Raw genomic sequence first — 16,577 nt, forward strand, 5'->3', positions numbered from 1 at the left:
ATATAAAATAAATTTTTGAAAGGTTTGAAAATGAATTCTTATATTGAAATCTGGAATTTAATTTTAAAAGATTTATCTAAAATTTATAGCGATGAAGTTTTTAAAGAAACATTTTCTAATATTAATAAAATTTATAATAAAGAAGAAAAAATAATTATTTTAGTAGAAACAGAATTTATTAAAAATAAAATTTATAAAATGTATTTTAAAAAAATTCAAGAATTAATTAAAATTAAAATAAAAAAACATTTAGAAATCGAATTTGTTTCTAAAGAAAAAAATGAAAAAATAGATTTTAAAAATATTAATAATGAAAACATTAAAATTGAAGAAAAAAAAATAAATTTTAATAAATATAATTCTGGCAATATTAATTCTAAATATCATTTAGATAATTTTGTTGTTGGTAAAAGTAACAAATTTGCCTTCAAAATAGCTAAAAAAATAATAGAAGAAGAAAAAGTTACAATTAATCCTTTTTATATCTTTGGTAAAACTGGTATCGGTAAAACACATCTTATCCAAGGAATTGGTAATTATATAATAGAAAAGAAAAATAAAAAAGTTTTATATGTCAAAGCTGATGGCTTTATTGAAGAATTTACTAATCAATTACGAAAAGCCAAAATGGAAGATTTTAATGAAAAATATCGTGATATTGATGTTTTATTAGTTGATGATATTCAAATTATGGCAGGAGCCACCAGAACTCAAATGGAATTTTTTAAACTTTTTGATTATCTTTATTTAAATCAAAAACAAATTATTATTACAAGTGATAAAGCAGCTTCAGAACTAAAAAATATTATGTCTAGATTAACTTCTCGATTTGAATCTGGTTTAATGGTTGATATTCAAAGTCCTGATTTTGCCCACCGGATTAATATTTTAAAAAAGAAAGTATTAGAATTTCAAAATAACGACCCTTTAAAAATTAAAAAAGAAATTTTAGAATTAATTGCTTTTTCTTTTGTTAATAATATCAGAGAGATGGAAGGGGCTTTATTAAGACTTTTAAATTATGCTCAAACATTTGGATATCAAATCGATTTGAAAGTTGCCAATGAGGCTTTAGACCCTTTAATTAAAAGTAAAAAAAATATTTCTTACGATGAAGATGTTTTAGAAAAAATTAAATTAACAGTTAGTAAATTTTTTAACATCAGCGTTCGTGACTTAATGGGAAAAAAAAAACAACATAAATATACTTTACCAAGGCATGTTGCTATATATTTAATCAAAGAATTAAAAGGAATTCCTTATAATATTGTTGGTAGTTTTTTTAAAAGAAATCATTCAGCCGTTTTTAAAGCTTATCAAAAAATTAAAAAAAATTATGAAACTGATTGTAAATTGAAAAATTCAATTGATCTTATTTTAAAAAAAATTAACTCTTAAAAATTAATTAAAAAAACAAAATAAGAAGGAAAAAAATATGTATTTAGAAATTAATAAAGATATATTGTTGCAACAACTTTTAAAAATACAAAAAATTTTGCCCCAAAAAAGTTTTTTCCCTATTTTTAATGCTTTAAAAATTACAACTCAAAAAAATACTTTAATTTTAGAAGTTAATAATGGTAATATTGCGGTTAAAATAGCAATTCAAGATCAAAGTTTAAAAATTAAAAAAGAAGGTCAAATTGCTTGTTTAGGAAAATATTTTATCGAAATAATTAAAAAAATTAATGACCCTTTAGTTGAAATTACCGTTACGGAAAATAATTTTTTAGTAATTCAAACTAGTTTTTGTGAATATAAATTAAAATTGATGGATGTTTTAGACTTTTTGCTTCTTGAATTCAGTTTTCAAGAGACAGATTTTTTTGAGATTGAAGTTTCTAATTTTAAAAAAATGCTTAAAGAAGTTAATTTTGCCAGTTCTAAGAGTGAAAAAAGACCTATTTTGATGAGTTCCAATTTAATTTATGAAAAAAACATTTTGCAAGCGTTAGCCACTGATTCTTTTAGAATGAGTCGTAAAAATATTGAATTAAATGTTTCTTATCGTAATTTTGATATAGTTATTCCAAATAAAAGTTTGGAAGAATTGATTAAAATCTTAGATTATTATGAAGATAAAACATTAAAATTTTATTCAGATAATAGAAAAATCTTTTTAGAAATTGATGATTTATGGTTTCAAACTACTCTTTTAGAAGGTGATTATCCTAAAATACAAGCTGTTAATTTGCAATCTTTTCCTTTTATCATTCATTTGAATAAAGAAGATTTAACTAAAGCCTTAGAAAGAATTTCTTTATTTTTTTTCAAAGAAGAAACTAATAATGTGATTTTATTTCATTTAACAGAAGAAAAAATAATTGAAATTTCAATTTCAAACGAAAATTTAGGTACAGCTTTAGAAAAAATTGTCCCTTTGAAAGAAAATACTAAAAATTTTTCAATCGCTTTTAATGCTAAATATTTAGAAGATATTTTAAAAGTTTTAACTGCACGAGAAATTGTTTTTTACTTTGAAACCCCTTTAAAACCTTTTATCGTAACTACTTTAGGAAAAGAAGCTTCTACTCATTTGATTTTACCTATTCCAAAAGACAATTATTAATTAATTTTTAAATAATAAAAAAAACCAACTTTTAAAAAAGTTAGTTTTTTTTTATTATAAAGTAGAATTTATTTTTTTTGTAATAATTTAAAAATAAAATTACTAATAAAAATGATGATTAAATAAATCGAACAAACTATAATATAAGGAGTCCAAATATCTGGATCTTTTGTAATGTTACTTTGAGCAGTTAAAAAAAGACTTGATAAACCGATAATTTGGAATAAAGAAGTATCTTTGATATTAGTAATTAGTTGTTGACCGACTGCAGGGAAAGTTCTTTTAATTCCCACCGGACCAAAAAACGAAATCACCTAAAAACAAAAAATAAATCCACAAAAAAACAAGCTAAATTGTTTATTAAATTAAAATAAACAGTTTAGCTTTTTTTTGTTTTCTAAACTGCGAAAAGGAGAAAAAAATAATGAAAAATCAAATTGAAGAATTAGAAAAAAATTTGCAAATCCTTACAGCCAAGGAGCGCGAAAACATAAATTATTCGAAAAAATTCGCACGTTGGGTGGAAGAATATAAATTCGAGGCACAAAAAGTCAAAATCAAGGCAAAAACAATAAAAACTAAAATAGAAGCATTAAAAAACCAATTAAACCAAGAATAAATAAAAATATCCAAAAAAGGGGAAACAAAAAAATGAAAAAAATAATATTGAAAATAAAATTAGTAGTTTTAAAGGATTTAAATATAAATTAGGTAAAGATTTTTACGAGGTAATACAATATTATTTTGAAACTGATTCTATTTTTTGTATTGAAAGACGTCTTAAAAATGTAGAAACTCTTTTGAAAAAAACTGTTTATGATTTTGATACAAAAAATATTGATTATATAAGTGAATTTGATAGAAAAACTGAAAGTCTAATTAAAGAAACTTTTTATAATTTGTATACAAAAACTATTTGGTTTATAAAGGAATATGACAAAATAACACATAAATTAATTAAAAAAACTTATTATCAAGATGACGGTAAAACTGTTAATTTGGTAAGAGAATATGATAAAAACACAGGTGAATTAAAAGAAAAATGGAAATCTATGGAGTTTGAAAAACCTGTTATTATAAATTATAATTATTTAAAAAATTACAAGATAATAAAAAATAATACATTTCATCTATCCTTTTAAAAGGATAGATGAAACAAAAAAAGAAAAGGAATATTTAAAAATGAATAATTCTATACTTGATTATTCAGAATCTTTTTAAAAAAACCATTAAACAAAAATAGGAGAAAATAAAAAAAATGAAAAATGAAATTAAATTAGTTAAAAGAAACGGTTGGCCAATTATTGAAGAATACAATCAAGAAACAAACAAACTAGTTAAAGAAACAGCATTTAACAACGATAATAAAGCAATTTGGTTTATTCGTGAATACGAACAATATAAAAACACAGGTAAAGAAATCAAAGAAATTAATTACGGATGTGGTGGCGGAAAAAATGTTCGTGATATAAGCGAATATGATAAAAACACTAGCGAATTAACGAAACAAACATTTTTACAATCCGACGGGACAATTGATTGTATGTATGAATTCAAACAAACCGCTCGCAAACTAGCTATTAAAGAAACTTATTTTCACAACAACGGTCAAATTAAAGAAGTAAAACATATAAATAAAACATGTTAAATAGCGATAACAAATTAAATGAAAAATGAAATTAAAGAAGTAGAAAAAACATTTCAACTTTTCAAAGAAGAGGCACAATATTACACAACCAAGGCAAAAGAATACATAGCCAAGATACAAGCAAAAACAGCAATGACACAAGAAGAAACAGTTGAGGCACAATATTTCACAGCTAAGGCGCTAATATACTTTAACCAATTAAAAAAACTAGGCGATGAATTAGAACAATTAAAAGCTGAATCCAAGAATAAATAAAAATATCCAAAAAAGGGGAAACAAACAATGAAAACAAATATTGAAAACGAAATTAAAGAATTAAAAAAAGAATTTCAATTATCCAACAAAGAGATACGCGAAAGCATAACTAAAGCGAAATCATGTATGTATTGGGCGCAAGAATACACAGCTAGGGCAGAAGAAGAAGACTTAACCAACATAAAAGAAGCAGAAGAAAACGCAACTTGGGGACAAGCGCATTTAAAAGTGGCAAGAATGTTAGTAAATAAGACGCAAGAATTAAAAGCAAAAATAGAAAAACTAAAAAATGAATTAAACCAAATTCATTGTCAAAAAATAATTGAAAAATTAGAAATTAAAAATATTTCACAAGTTTATGACTGGGTTAGAAAGTATAATAGCGACCCTGAAGGAGAATTAGACAACTTAAAACCTAAAAAAAAGGCCATATCACAAGAAGATGAGGACTTATTACAAGCTTTAACGAAAGAAACGACAAAACTATTCAAAAACCGCCTTGAAAAACGCGATTTTTACTTAAAAATCATTCAAAAATACTCTCAATCTTTGTCTCTTAATCAAATATTAAAAAAACTACAAATACATAAAAGCACTTATTATCGGTGGCTTTTGCAAAATAAAAAATTCGCCACTAATCAACCCTTAGAAAAAGCCATTTATAAAATGTGTTATCAATACGCTTTTGTGGCAAACCATATCCCTATTATGAGATTAGGATACCGTCGTATTTGGTTTAAAATGAAAAAAGCAGGCTTTAAAGTATCACGCTTAACAGTTTTAAAAATTATGAATAAATTAAACTTGTTATCACGGATGCAAAAAACCAAGTCAAAACATTTTCAAGTCAAAGCCGAACAAAGAAAAATCACATTTCAAAATAAATTAAATAATAATTTTTACGCCTCAAAACCTTTACAAAAGATTTGTACTGACATTACTTATATTATTATGCCAAACGGCGCTAAGGTTTATTTATCAGCTATTTTAGATTTACATACAAGAGAAATAATTAGCTTTAATTTATCTCAAAAACAAGACATTAATTTTGTTATGCAAACATTATCAAAAATACCTTTTTCTAATGGTTGTATTCATCACAGCGATCAGGGCACCGTTTACACCTCCAAAGAATACATGACAGCGGTTAAAGATAAAGGCATGATTGCTAGTTTTTCCAAAAAAGGCACACCATCAAATAACGCATGTATAGAGGCCTTTTGGTCTAATTTTAAACGCGAGACTATTAATTTAATTAGGAAAAAAGATTTAAGTTTTGACAAAGTGAAAGAAATTATTACTTCATATATTCATTTTTATAACTATGAACGTGAAATGCAAGTGTTAGATGGGATGGTGCCCCTTGAATATAAAAATTATTATCAAAAAAACCCTGATTTAAAACCATTTATTATTAAACCCCAACGAAAAAAAATGAGACGTTATTACCAATAAACCTATAATTATTAACCCTTCAACCTAGAAGGGCATTTTGTGCTGGTTTTTTTTATAATGATAAAAAATATATATAATTTAACAAAATAAGCAAAACATTTGACAAATAAAAAAAATTAAGTTATAATTTTACATAATCTGATTTTGATTCTGGTATTACTATATATTATATATTAAACATCAGAATCAGAATCTTTATATAATATTATTATTAAAAATTAATATAAAATAATATATTATAAAATATCTGATTTTGATTCTGGTATTACTATATATTATATATTAAACATCAGAATCAGAATCTTTATATAATATTATTATTAAAAATTAATATAAAATAATATATTATAAAATATCTGATTTTGATTCTGGTATTGTTTTTTTCTTTTTTTAAAAAAAATCATTTTTTGTTGTTTTTTTTGTTGCTTTGTATTTTTTTTTATGTTAAAATATAGGTAGTTTAATAAACACATATTTGGCTCATAAATTTGTTTCCAAGTGGTAGTGTTTTGACGTACCGGTACCTATTTTTAAATTTTGTTAAAATATTAAATGTTAAGTATTGATTATCAGTTGTTCAAATCAATAAAATTATTTATTATTAACTTTGCAAAGTTTGTTAATTGTTTAATAGTCTTACAAGCTATTTTGTCAAAAAAACAAAATATAAAAGTCAAAACAAAAAGGATGTTAATTTATGAAATGGGAACCCCAAAGATTTGATGATGAACCTAATACACCACCAAAACCAAAAGCACCGCACGGTCCTAGTTTGCCGTTTTTTCCACCACCAAAAACTGATTATTTAGCTATCATAGCTCGTGTTTTAAACATTATTGTCAATATTTTAATAATTATTTTTATTTTAATGTTGATGAGTGGTATTCAAGTATTCGAACAATCTTTAGAAAAAAAAGAAGTAAACGAGATCTCTTGGGCCGCTGATAAACAATTTAAAGTTGACCCTAACAAAAACCCAAAAAAACTAAAAGATTTTTTAGGTTATCAAGATATTAAAAATGAATTACAAAAATATGTTGAGGCAGTCAATCCTAATAATCCAATTAATCCCAATTTACCGAGAGGAATTTTATTACATGGACCACCTGGAACTGGTAAAACTCATTTAGCTAAATGTTTAGCTGGCTCTGTTTATCAACATGCTCCTTTTTTTATCACCACTGGTTCTGATTTTGTTGAAAAATATGTCGGTGTAGGAGCAAGTCGTGTAAGATCTTTATTCAATACTGCCAAAATAACTGCACAAAATAAAGGGCAAAAATATTTTTTTATTTTTATCGATGAAATTGATGCTGTCGGGCAAAAAAGGTTAAACGATGAAAACAAAAACCAAGAGCAAACAAACACTCTCACAGCTTTATTGGCAGAAATAGATGGTTTTGTTTCTTCTGACCAAACTCCACAAGCAATCCTTATTGCTGCAACTAACAGAATGGATATGTTAGATAACGCTTTAGTCAGAGAAGGACGTTTAGGAAATCATATTTTGCTTGATTTACCAGATCTTGAATCAACCAAAAAATTACTGCAAGAAACTATTGTTGTTCCACAAGGAAACACTCTTGACTTTGACACAATTGCAAAAGTGATTCATGGAGTCCACCTTTCACCTGCTAAAATTATGGCTTTAGCTAATGAAACAAAAGAAGTGGCTAAAAAAAATAATACTCAAAACATCACCGCAGAATATATTTATGAAGCGATGGAAAGAGTTTTGATGGGTCAAGAAAAAACATCAAATAGAAACGAAGAAGAAATAAAAAGAGTGGCGATACACGAATTAGGTCATGCTATCTTAGCAAAAACACTAGGTTTTGACGTTCATCGTGTCACTACCAAAGCGAGAGGAAAGGCAGGCGGTTATACTATCTTTTTCCCTCATACTGACACCAAATTACCAATTAAAATAGATTTAATCAAACAAATTATAATTGCTTTAGGTGGAAGAGCTGCTGAAGAGATATTTTATAACAAAGATAATATTAGTCTTGGTTGTGGTAACGATTTAGAAAAAGCTGACAATATCGCCACCCAAATGGTAGTTAACTACGGAATGTCTTTAAAAGATGATATGAAGGGATTAAGCCCTTTAAAAAATACTATCGATGATGAAGCAAAAAACAAAATAAATGATATCATCACAGAATCATATGAAATAGCTAAAAAAATTTTGGAAAAATATAAAAACGAAGATTCAAAATCCAAATGGCAAGAATTACAAAACACTCTTACTGACTTAAGTAAAGGAACTTTAAATCAAAATAATTTTGAAAACATTCCTGCAGAACAAATAAAAATAGAAAACAATAATATTACTGTAAATTAAAAAAACTTTAGAAAAATAAATGCAAAAACTAAATATAAGTAATATATTAACTACCAAACAACAAAACAACTTAAAAATTAAATACAGATTTAAATTCAAATGCTATCACCATTTTTTCGCCGAACTTTGTAGGCAAAATAATAACAATTGCCTTTACTACTCCTTAAAAAAACAATTAATATTTATCCTAATTTTTAAAATCTTTTACATCCATCTTAACGGGTGGTTTTTTTTATTAGATAATTATTCCATCAAAAAAGAACTGCATCACGACAAAAAAGTGATCTAAAAAAAATCGATTATTTATTAAATTTTTAAAAAAGTAATTTAGAAGTTATATCCTTTAAACAAAAAAATACAACTTCAAAATCCAAAAAAGCCGAATAAAAGTAAAAATTTAACCACAATAAAAATACAAAATTAATAAAAAATAAGCTTAATTGTTTATATAATCTTTAACTTAAACATGTGAGGTGTTCCAAAAGTTTAGACACTTTTTGCTTTTTAAAAATTCTTTAAGACTAACTATTAAGTTAGTCTTTTTTTGTTTTAAAGACTAAAAAAATAATTTCATATCTTTTCTAAAAACGTTTTTAGAAAGGAATTAAATGTTAAGACAAGAATTATTTAAAGATTTTTTAAAAAATAAAAAGAATTTAGAAATTCGTAATCAATTAATTGAACTGCATTATCCGTTAGCAAAAAAATTATCAAACAAATTTAATTTCTATCCGCGAGTTTTGACTAAAGAGGATTTATACCAAGAAGGCGTTTTAGGATTAATCAAAGCCCTCGATAATTACCAAGATTTAGGATATGACTTTATCGCCTACGCAACTCCAACGATAAAATCGGAAATCCGCGAATTAATAAGAAAAAGCGGGCGCCAAAGAGGCCTAAATATCGAGCTATCTAACCAATAGCCAGTGCCGATAAACACTGAATGGATATGGTCGGTCCGTTAAACGAAAGAATAAGGGACTACAGCAGACCATAAAAGCGGGTTGAGACGAAGTAGTTAGTCAAGATGATACCGCCACCAAATTGTCCCATGGATAAGCCTGAAATGGTCTAAGAAGGAAAGCAGATGTAATCTTATAACCTAATATGCAAACTACTGAAGCCGTATAGTCCAGAATCTAACAAGATATTTAGTTTGTCTTGGTTAGTTTATCTAGTTAACAGAAAACCTGGAATCTCACCGACAGTCAGGAAAGACGTTAAAACATAAGTGGTTACTTCACCTAAAGGACAAAGGTAGATATTTAGAGTAACTTGGAGAATCCTAAAAGCTAGTTATTTAATTAACAAGTCAAGGAATAAATGCCAAGACGCTCAAGGATAAAGAAGCTATTTAATAGTCGTGGATAATTCAAAGTTAGCATTGGAATATGCTAACACAATGACCCACCAGAGCGAAGGCTAATAACCTTTACAAGGCGAAAATAGCTAGTAATTTACTATTTATTCACTGTAATCAAGGAAGGAGTTGATAAATATGTCAACAACTGTTTCAGATGAAACTAAGCTTTCGCGAACATTGAATAAGATCCTATAGCTAATCAGCCGTAAGGCAAAATTAGTTCTCGAAAGAGAGTAAATTATGGAAAGCCGTATGCTTGGAAACTTGCTCGTACGGTTTGGACGGGGGCTGATTGTAATACATACAATGGAAACGCAAATCCCATTGTTGAAACGCAATTAATCTATCCGTATTCTTAAAGAGTAATTTTAAAATAAAAAATTGTCTAAAAAAACGAAACAGCGCACAGGGGTGTATTTATAAAAATGAGTATTTCCGTTTTCATCATAAAGGGTTTTGCTAGAACGGCCGATCATTTTGCGGACTTGTCCACCTGTATAATAAGCGCCATTTTTGATGTAACATTGATTTAGCCAAGTTATATAATCTTTGTGATAGTCTTTTAAAATAGTTTGTTTTGGTTGTATATCTTGACAAGTAATATAATATATTTTATCTTCAGTTTCAAAAGTATTTTCTAATAAATTAACAGTAAATGAAATATTAATTTCGTGATAATTATTGGGTGTTGTTATTTTTATAGGACTATTGATGCTTTTAGAATGTCTGTTATATTCTCCTTCATAAGCATATAAATTGTTGACTCTTTTCCAATCGCGAATGGCAGTGTATGGGTCTATATTGTCTGGTAAGGTGATTGTTTTTATGTATTTTTTGGTGTTGAATGCAAAAAGATAAATGTTTTTTGCGCCGTTTGATAGTTTTAATAGGTCATTGATTGTGTAGGTTTTATTAGGGGTGTTTTCTGGCATGATTCTTATACCAGCATCAAAATAAATGGCGTCAATATCAATTTCATGGAAAGTTTTTGATGGTAAAGGTAAAACCAAACCAGTATGAGGAGTGACGTTATAACAAGATGGCCTAATTACTTTTGTGTGATTGGTTATTTGATTTGATATTAAATATTTGTTAATAGCTTCTTCTTTAGATTGGCCTACATAAATATCTTGTTGTAATAAATGGATTTTGGGGGGGTTGGTTGGTGTGATGACATTGGCATCCCAAAATACAAATGCTTCTTCAATAGCGGTTTCGTATTTTAAAAGGTCGTCAAGGGTGTATTTATAGTCTTCATGAGGATGTTTTGAGTTAAAGGGATTGATTCTAGGTTTGAAATAAACACCTAACAAACCTTTTGGCGGGTTTTTAAAGTACCAATAACCTACTTGCTTGTAAGTATGTGAATTATAACCTGGGGGTGTTCCGCCTGGGTCGTACAACCAAACTCCATTAACATTAAATAATTCCATTAACTTTGGGATATCTTTTTTTGAAAGAATGTTAAGATCGTATCTTTTTAATTTCAGCTGGGTATTTAACCATTCTTGTTGGAGTTCCTCGTTGTCTGCTAATTTAATGGTTGATTTGGTTTGACGATGAAAGTAAGAATGAGCTGAGATTGAATGAGAAGAAAAAATAAAAATAAAAGATGTAAAAATAATGATTAAATATTTAGATAAAGGGAATTTTAGTTTTTTTTGTCATGAAAGTACCTCCTTTCTTTTGGGTTTTAGTGGTTTATTTAAATGACAACTGGTTTTTTTCACGATCTATATGATTAGATAATTCTCTAAATATGATTGTAATTAAAAGCAAAATTATAACATCTTTTTGGGTAAATGGGTTAAAAAATGAACTAGATTTAATCATATCTATAATTCCTAAAAACAAAGTAGTGATTGTAAACATTCCTAAAAGTAGAAATCCAAAAAGATCTACTTCGTTTTTGCTTAGTTTTTTAGATAATTTTTTTAACATGTTTTGTCTCCTTTCTTTTGGTTTGTTTGTTATCAATATAAAAAAAAGACCCTTGAAAGGGTCTTTATGTAAAATTAAATTTTATATAAATTATTTTGTTATTTCTTTGAAATTTTTATTAAAATTAGTTGGTTTTATAATGTTTTTTTGTTTTTGAATTTCTTTTGGAGATTCTAAATTTTCTATTTGTTGTTGTTTTTTTATTAAAAATTCATTTATTGATGTTTTTAAATTAGTAAGGTTTAATTCTAAATTTTTAATTTGTTTTTCCAGTTCGTTATAATGTTTTTGATTTAGATCTTCAATTTGTTTTCGGGTTTGATAAAATAAAAAAGTTTTAACAATGATAACGTTAAACGAAATCATCATCGAAATATAAAAAATATAAGGGATATATTTAGATATTTTTTTTATTAAATTCATTTTTGTAACCTATTTTTATTATTATTTTTTCATATTAATAAATGTTTCTGTTAATCTATCAATTTTATTATCAATTTTATTTTCTAATTTATTGAAATTGGAATTAACTTCTTTGAAATTGTTATTAGTTTCTTGTCTAAATTCATCTACTTTCTGCTCAACTTTATTAATATTTTCTTTTAGTGTTTGACTTTTTAAATCAATGTTTTCTTTTAGTGTTTGAGTGTTTAAATTATTATATTCTTTTAAATTATTATGATTATTAAAATAAAAAGTAACAACCACGGAAATAATAATACCAATAAAAAAGATACATATTTTTGAATATTGTTTTAATTCTTGCATTTTTTGGATTCTCCTTTTTTTTATTTTTATCCCTCAGTTGAGGTGATTTGGTAGAGGGCGTTAAGTGAAGTTATAATTTGGTTTTGAAAATCTTTTTTAGTATTTTTAAATCGGTCTTCTAATATTTTTTTGTAACTTTTGGCGCTTGATAACATATCTTCGTACATTTCTTGTTTGGATTCTAATTTTCCGATTTTAACTTTAATGTCGTCAATTTCGCCAACTACTTCAAGTCGTTCGTCTTGTAATATTTTGATTTCGGCTTTTAGTTTGGTTTCTAGTTCTGGATTGGGGGTTTTAGGGTTTATGATTTCAATATTTGAGAGTTTTTTAATTGTTTTTGCATAAATAGGACTAATTTCTCCCCGTTGATATTTTAATTTATTAAGTTCGGCTGTTTTGGTTTTTTCTTGTTGTTCTAATTGTTCTTTTTGAGATTTTAATGATGGGTATTGCGATTTTATTTCTTGGATTTGGCGATTATAATCATCGCATTTGTTATTTTCTTCATCAATTGGATTTTGTTCTTCTTTTAACGATGATTTCCAACTGTTTTTTATTTCTTCAATTTTATTTTTTTCTTGTTCAGAAAGATCATTGGGTAATAAAGATTTGTCATCGGTTTCTGAAAATATATATTCTTTTACTTTGTCAAAATTAGCTTGTGTGATTGTGAATTTTGGTTGGGTTGATTGGTCTTGGGTTTCTTCTTTTTTAGTTTCGTCTAATTCTTCTTCACCTTTTTCTGGTTTGTGGGCTGAGGTGCCGTGCGTGGGGTGTGTGTGAGGTGTGTTTGGGTTTGGTCTGGGTTGCTGGGTGGTTTGTGGGGTTTCGGGTTTTGGTGTTTGGTTCATCCAAAAATAAAAACCAACGCCACTACTAATTATTAAAATTAATAAAATTATAATGATTGGTGCTGAACTTTTTTTGTTATTCATTTTTTAATTCTCCTTTTTTTAATTATATTGTTATTATACCTCAAAAAAAAACAAGTTTTATGCTTAAAAATGGTTTTTTAATTGTCTTTTTCTAAGACATTAACTTGCTTTTTTTGTTAAAAATTATTTTTTGGTAATCGGTTGAAAAAATTTAGCATGTTGGGTTTGAGTTTGTTTTTCTTTTAATCTTTGTTGAGCGCGATTGTAGTTTGGAGATTTATTTTTTAATTCTTCTTTTGTGTTTTCGATTTCTACGTTTAAATCTTTGAGTTTTTCTTCTAATTCAGATTTTTTTAGACACAATTTCCCAGTAACTGAAACTTCTTTTCTTTTTTCATCTAATTCGTCGATGATTTTTTTGTATTCAGCGATTACGGATTGATCTTGTTTTTCAAATTCAACTAATTGGTTGGTTTGGGTTTTGAATTCTTTAATTAAATCTCTATTTCGATATTCTTCTTTTTTGCGTTCGTAGTCTTTGTAGTCAGCATCTAGTTTGTCTTTATCACGTTTAATACGAGCGCAAATAGAGTCATAAGTTTCTTTTGACATCATTTTAGGGGTGTTATCTTCGTTAAAAAATAATTCTTTACCTAAATTAACTACTCGATGAATTTCGTGAATTGCTAATCCTGCTTTGGCAATGGTTCCAGCTACTTCTTTGGTCAACCCACCACCTATGGCTTTCAAGAAACTACGTCCTCCAAAAGCATCCATATAAAGTTCTGCACCTTGAAAAAGCGCATCGCGGAGGTTACCAAAACTAAATTCATGTTTTTTATCCCAGTCATCTAAAGCAGTTTTGGATGCATCTGCTGCTTGGCGTAAAATTTCTAATTGTTTTCTTTCTGCACCGATAGTTATCATTTTGACATCCATTTCGTCAATGTTTTTTTGAATTTCGGCTTTGCGTTCTTCAGCGGATGTGATTTGGTTGAATAATGCTTTTTCACCAGCTGTAAAAAATTTAAATCGGTCTTCTAATATTTTTTTGTAACTTTTGGCGCTTGATAACATATCTTCGTACATTTCTTGTTTGGATTCTAATTTTCCGATTTTAACTTTAATGTCGTCAATTTCGCCAACTACTTCAAGTCGTTCGTCTTGGAGTTTGGAGATTTCGGCTCTTAGTCTGATTTTGTCGTCGGGTGAAGCTAGTTTTTCTTGTTCTTGTTTTTTGGCAATTTCTTTGTCTTTTTTGGTTTTTTCTTGTTCTTTTTCTTTTAGTTGTTCTTTTAGTTCAGAAATATTTTTTTCATTTTCTTGTTGTTGAGTTTTGATATCAGTTATTTTTAATTCGGTTTGATCTAAAAGTTTTTTGATTTTTTCTTTTTGGTTTTGGTTGATTTCTTGTTTTTCGTATAATGTTTTTAATTCTTCTTCACATTTCTTTAATTCGCCTTCCCAATCGGATTTGAGTCCTTTATAATCGTTGATGGTTTGATCGTATTTGTCAATAGCTTTATCGATTTCACCAATTAATTGGCCGTAATATTTAGATGATGGGGCTTTTGGTTTATAAAAGAAACATAAGTAACCAAAACCTAAAATACTCATAATAATTAAAAAATAAATTAAATAGCCTTTCCAAGTGTTGTTATTTGTGTGATAATTTTTCCTTTTGATGAAAAGAAAACCACCAAAAAGAATACTAGCTAACAAAAACCAAGTGAAATAAGATTTAAAAGAAAAATAACTTTTAAATAAGTCTAAGGGCGATAACATTATTTATCACCTCCTTTATTATGGTTTTCAATTTTATCTAATACTTCTGTGTCTTGTGAAATTATCATTTTGTAGGCTTGTTTTAAGTCTTCTTTATTGATTTCATTTCTTCTAGTTTCACCTTGTCCTCGGTTTTTAGCAAAGTTGTTAACTGTTGCTTTCAATAGGTTTTCTAAGGTACGATTTGCTCTTAAAAATTGTTGGTGTTCTGGTAAAAATTCCAATGATTCGTTGATAACCTCTAACAAATATGTTTTGGCTTCGTCGGAATATGGGTTTTTACGTCTTTTAATCATGAATTCTAAAAACTGTTTTCTTTCGGATTTAGTACCTGGTTTTACTTCAATGTTGAATGTGAATCTTGATTTGATAGCTTCATCAATTTGTTCTTCATGGTTTGTGGCACCGATAATGAAAATTAGTTTTTCTGGGTTGTTTTCCATTGATGTCATTTCAGTTTTGAATTGATTAACCACATTGGCAATTTCTGAACCTGCCTCTAATGAACTTAAATCAGTAAAAATAGTTTCACATTCATCTAAAAAGATAATTGCACCATTGTTTTCTTCTGCTACGTTTCTTGCAATTTCAAATAAATCTTTTACCATTTGAGGTGCTATACCTTTGAATTTTTGTGAGAATAATGAACTTGAAACCTCAAAAAATGGCAAATTGGTTTCTTTGGCTAATGCTCTTGCAAGGGTTGTTTTACCAGTACCAGGGCAACCGTACATTAAAATACCCAATGGCGGTTCTACTTCGCCAATTCCTTGGTAGTTATCTTTATTTTTAAGATAATCTAAAAATCCTTCAACTGCTTTTAACTCATTTTTAAAACCGATTAGTTTATCAAATGATAAAAATTTTTCTGGATTAGCTGGTTGAAACATAGAATTTTCGTCATCAGTTGATTGGGTTGGGTTTGATAATAATTCCTCTTGGGAATTGTTTTGCATTTGGTTTATTTTTTCTTTTAATTTGTTTTCCAATTCTTCAATTTGTTTAGGTGTTATTGTTGCTTGGTTTTGGTTTTTATCAGTTTTTTCTTCAATTTCTGTTATTGTTTGATGATGAATCCAAACGTATGTACCTACTAATATTTGGGAAAACAACAACACAATTGTAATCATTAACAAGGTTGGAAATTTTTTAACCTCTTTTGTTGGTTGTAAAATTTCTTTTTGTTGTTCTGGTTGAGGGGCTGAGGTGCCGTACGTGGTGGGTGTGAGAGGTGTTTTGATTGTTTCTTTGGGTGTTTTTTTGGTTGTTTTGATTGTTTTTTGGGTTGGTTTTTTGATTGGTGTTGACATAACTTGGCTCCTTTCTTTTTGTTTTTTTGTTTGTTTGTTATCAATATAAAAAAAAGACCCTAAATGGGTCTTTTATGTATCTTTTTTTTATGGTATTATGTTGAAAAACGAATCAAGCATAGAAATAATTTGTTCATTGCAATCTTTTTCAAAATATTTAAGGTTTCTTTTATTGGATTTTATTAATTTATTAGCATTAATCAACATATTTTCATACATTTTTTTATTGTATTCTAGTTTTTTGATTTCTAATTTAAC

General features: G+C 27.2%; 17 protein-coding genes. 9 read left to right on the plus strand and 8 right to left on the minus strand.

Annotation, left to right across the window (positions count from 1 at the left end; translation table 11 throughout):
* The first annotated feature begins 30 nt into the window (after positions 1-30).
* Both dnaA and dnaN read left to right on the plus strand, forming a co-directional pair.
* Positions 31-1,398, plus strand: a complete 1,368-nt coding sequence (dnaA, locus tag psc1_RS00005; protein WP_373375604.1) for a chromosomal replication initiator protein DnaA — start codon at positions 31-33, stop codon at positions 1,396-1,398.
* Between the two features lie 37 nt (positions 1,399-1,435).
* Positions 1,436-2,569 (plus strand): DNA polymerase III subunit beta, encoded by a 1,134-nt coding sequence (gene dnaN, locus psc1_RS00010; protein ID WP_122225447.1) that lies wholly within the window; start codon positions 1,436-1,438, stop codon positions 2,567-2,569.
* Positions 2,570-2,637: 68 nt separating this feature from the next.
* On the opposite strand, the gene psc1_RS00015 is transcribed toward dnaN, so the two are convergent.
* Positions 2,638-2,883, minus strand: coding sequence for a hypothetical protein (locus tag psc1_RS00015; RefSeq protein ID WP_373375605.1), 246 nt, complete (start codon positions 2,881-2,883; stop codon positions 2,638-2,640).
* 110 nt (positions 2,884-2,993) lie between these two features.
* On the opposite strand from psc1_RS00015, the gene psc1_RS00020 reads away from it, so the two are divergent.
* The 7 genes from psc1_RS00020 (at position 2,994) to psc1_RS00050 (ending at position 9,197) form a co-directional block, all read left to right on the plus strand.
* Positions 2,994-3,188: a hypothetical protein gene (locus psc1_RS00020; protein WP_373375629.1), complete on the plus strand. Its 195-nt coding sequence runs from the start codon at positions 2,994-2,996 to the stop codon at positions 3,186-3,188.
* A 148-nt stretch (positions 3,189-3,336) separates the two neighbouring features.
* A complete protein-coding gene (locus tag psc1_RS00025) occupies positions 3,337-3,711 on the plus strand; it encodes a DUF2963 domain-containing protein (protein ID WP_373400997.1) in 375 nt (124 codons plus the stop codon).
* Between the two features lie 116 nt (positions 3,712-3,827).
* Positions 3,828-4,217 carry a DUF2963 domain-containing protein gene (locus psc1_RS00030; RefSeq protein WP_122225445.1) on the plus strand — a complete coding sequence of 130 codons (390 nt, stop codon included), beginning with the start codon at positions 3,828-3,830 and terminating at the stop codon, positions 4,215-4,217.
* An 18-nt stretch (positions 4,218-4,235) separates the two neighbouring features.
* Positions 4,236-4,472 (plus strand): hypothetical protein, encoded by a 237-nt coding sequence (locus psc1_RS00035; protein ID WP_122225444.1) that lies wholly within the window; start codon positions 4,236-4,238, stop codon positions 4,470-4,472.
* A 27-nt stretch (positions 4,473-4,499) separates the two neighbouring features.
* Complete coding sequence (locus tag psc1_RS00040) at positions 4,500-5,927, plus strand: IS3 family transposase (RefSeq protein WP_373400975.1); 1,428 nt, start codon at positions 4,500-4,502, stop codon at positions 5,925-5,927.
* A gap of 697 nt (positions 5,928-6,624) precedes the next feature.
* Positions 6,625-8,274 carry an AAA family ATPase gene (locus tag psc1_RS00045; RefSeq protein ID WP_373375609.1) on the plus strand — a complete coding sequence of 550 codons (1,650 nt, stop codon included), beginning with the start codon at positions 6,625-6,627 and terminating at the stop codon, positions 8,272-8,274.
* Positions 8,275-8,882: 608 nt separating this feature from the next.
* Positions 8,883-9,197, plus strand: a complete 315-nt coding sequence (locus psc1_RS00050; RefSeq protein WP_373375610.1) for a sigma-70 family RNA polymerase sigma factor — start codon at positions 8,883-8,885, stop codon at positions 9,195-9,197.
* Positions 9,198-10,005: 808 nt separating this feature from the next.
* Here the strand turns inward: psc1_RS00050 and psc1_RS00055 are convergent.
* The 7 genes from psc1_RS00055 to psc1_RS00085 form a co-directional block, all read right to left on the minus strand.
* Positions 10,006-11,070: a hypothetical protein gene (locus psc1_RS00055; RefSeq protein WP_373375611.1), complete on the minus strand. Its 1,065-nt coding sequence runs from the start codon at positions 11,068-11,070 to the stop codon at positions 10,006-10,008.
* A 268-nt stretch (positions 11,071-11,338) separates the two neighbouring features.
* A complete protein-coding gene (locus tag psc1_RS00060) occupies positions 11,339-11,578 on the minus strand; it encodes a hypothetical protein (RefSeq protein WP_373375612.1) in 240 nt (79 codons plus the stop codon).
* A 90-nt stretch (positions 11,579-11,668) separates the two neighbouring features.
* The gene (locus psc1_RS00065) at positions 11,669-12,001 is read right to left on the minus strand and encodes a hypothetical protein (RefSeq protein WP_122225517.1); all 333 of its coding nucleotides are present in this window, start codon (positions 11,999-12,001) and stop codon (positions 11,669-11,671) included.
* Positions 12,002-12,022: 21 nt separating this feature from the next.
* Positions 12,023-12,346 (minus strand): hypothetical protein, encoded by a 324-nt coding sequence (locus tag psc1_RS00070; protein ID WP_193550449.1) that lies wholly within the window; start codon positions 12,344-12,346, stop codon positions 12,023-12,025.
* Between the two features lie 26 nt (positions 12,347-12,372).
* Complete coding sequence (locus psc1_RS00075; protein ID WP_373375613.1) at positions 12,373-13,284, minus strand: hypothetical protein; 912 nt, start codon at positions 13,282-13,284, stop codon at positions 12,373-12,375.
* A 123-nt stretch (positions 13,285-13,407) separates the two neighbouring features.
* Entirely contained in the window at positions 13,408-15,009 is a 1,602-nt protein-coding gene (locus psc1_RS00080; RefSeq protein WP_373375614.1) for a DNA double-strand break repair protein Rad50, read from the minus strand.
* Positions 15,009-16,136, minus strand: a complete 1,128-nt coding sequence (locus psc1_RS00085; protein WP_373375763.1) for an AAA family ATPase — start codon at positions 16,134-16,136, stop codon at positions 15,009-15,011. The genes psc1_RS00080 and psc1_RS00085 overlap by 1 nt, the downstream gene beginning before the upstream one ends.
* Between the last annotated feature and the right edge of the window lie 441 nt (positions 16,137-16,577).

Source organism: Candidatus Phytoplasma solani (assembly GCF_041729705.1).
Classification (GTDB): domain Bacteria; phylum Bacillota_I; class Bacilli_A; order Acholeplasmatales; family Acholeplasmataceae; genus Phytoplasma; species Phytoplasma solani.

Bases quoted from the DNA above. Each gene is read 5' to 3' on its own strand.
- psc1_RS00035 (WP_122225444.1), top strand. From the start codon at position 4,236: ATGAAAAATGAAATTAAAGAAGTAGAAAAAACATTTCAACTTTTCAAA.
- psc1_RS00020 (WP_373375629.1), top strand. From the start codon at position 2,994: ATGAAAAATCAAATTGAAGAATTAGAAAAAAATTTGCAAATCCTTACA.
- psc1_RS00065 (WP_122225517.1), bottom strand. From the start codon at position 12,001: ATGAATTTAATAAAAAAAATATCTAAATATATCCCTTATATTTTTTAT.
- psc1_RS00075 (WP_373375613.1), bottom strand. From the start codon at position 13,284: ATGAATAACAAAAAAAGTTCAGCACCAATCATTATAATTTTATTAATT.
- psc1_RS00045 (WP_373375609.1), top strand. From the start codon at position 6,625: ATGAAATGGGAACCCCAAAGATTTGATGATGAACCTAATACACCACCA.
- dnaA (WP_373375604.1), top strand. From the start codon at position 31: ATGAATTCTTATATTGAAATCTGGAATTTAATTTTAAAAGATTTATCT.
- psc1_RS00040 (WP_373400975.1), top strand. From the start codon at position 4,500: ATGAAAACAAATATTGAAAACGAAATTAAAGAATTAAAAAAAGAATTT.
- psc1_RS00030 (WP_122225445.1), top strand. From the start codon at position 3,828: ATGAAAAATGAAATTAAATTAGTTAAAAGAAACGGTTGGCCAATTATT.
- psc1_RS00080 (WP_373375614.1), bottom strand. From the start codon at position 15,009: ATGTTATCGCCCTTAGACTTATTTAAAAGTTATTTTTCTTTTAAATCT.
- dnaN (WP_122225447.1), top strand. From the start codon at position 1,436: ATGTATTTAGAAATTAATAAAGATATATTGTTGCAACAACTTTTAAAA.
- psc1_RS00055 (WP_373375611.1), bottom strand. From the start codon at position 11,070: ATGGAATTATTTAATGTTAATGGAGTTTGGTTGTACGACCCAGGCGGA.
- psc1_RS00060 (WP_373375612.1), bottom strand. From the start codon at position 11,578: ATGTTAAAAAAATTATCTAAAAAACTAAGCAAAAACGAAGTAGATCTT.
- psc1_RS00070 (WP_193550449.1), bottom strand. From the start codon at position 12,346: ATGCAAGAATTAAAACAATATTCAAAAATATGTATCTTTTTTATTGGT.
- psc1_RS00050 (WP_373375610.1), top strand. From the start codon at position 8,883: ATGTTAAGACAAGAATTATTTAAAGATTTTTTAAAAAATAAAAAGAAT.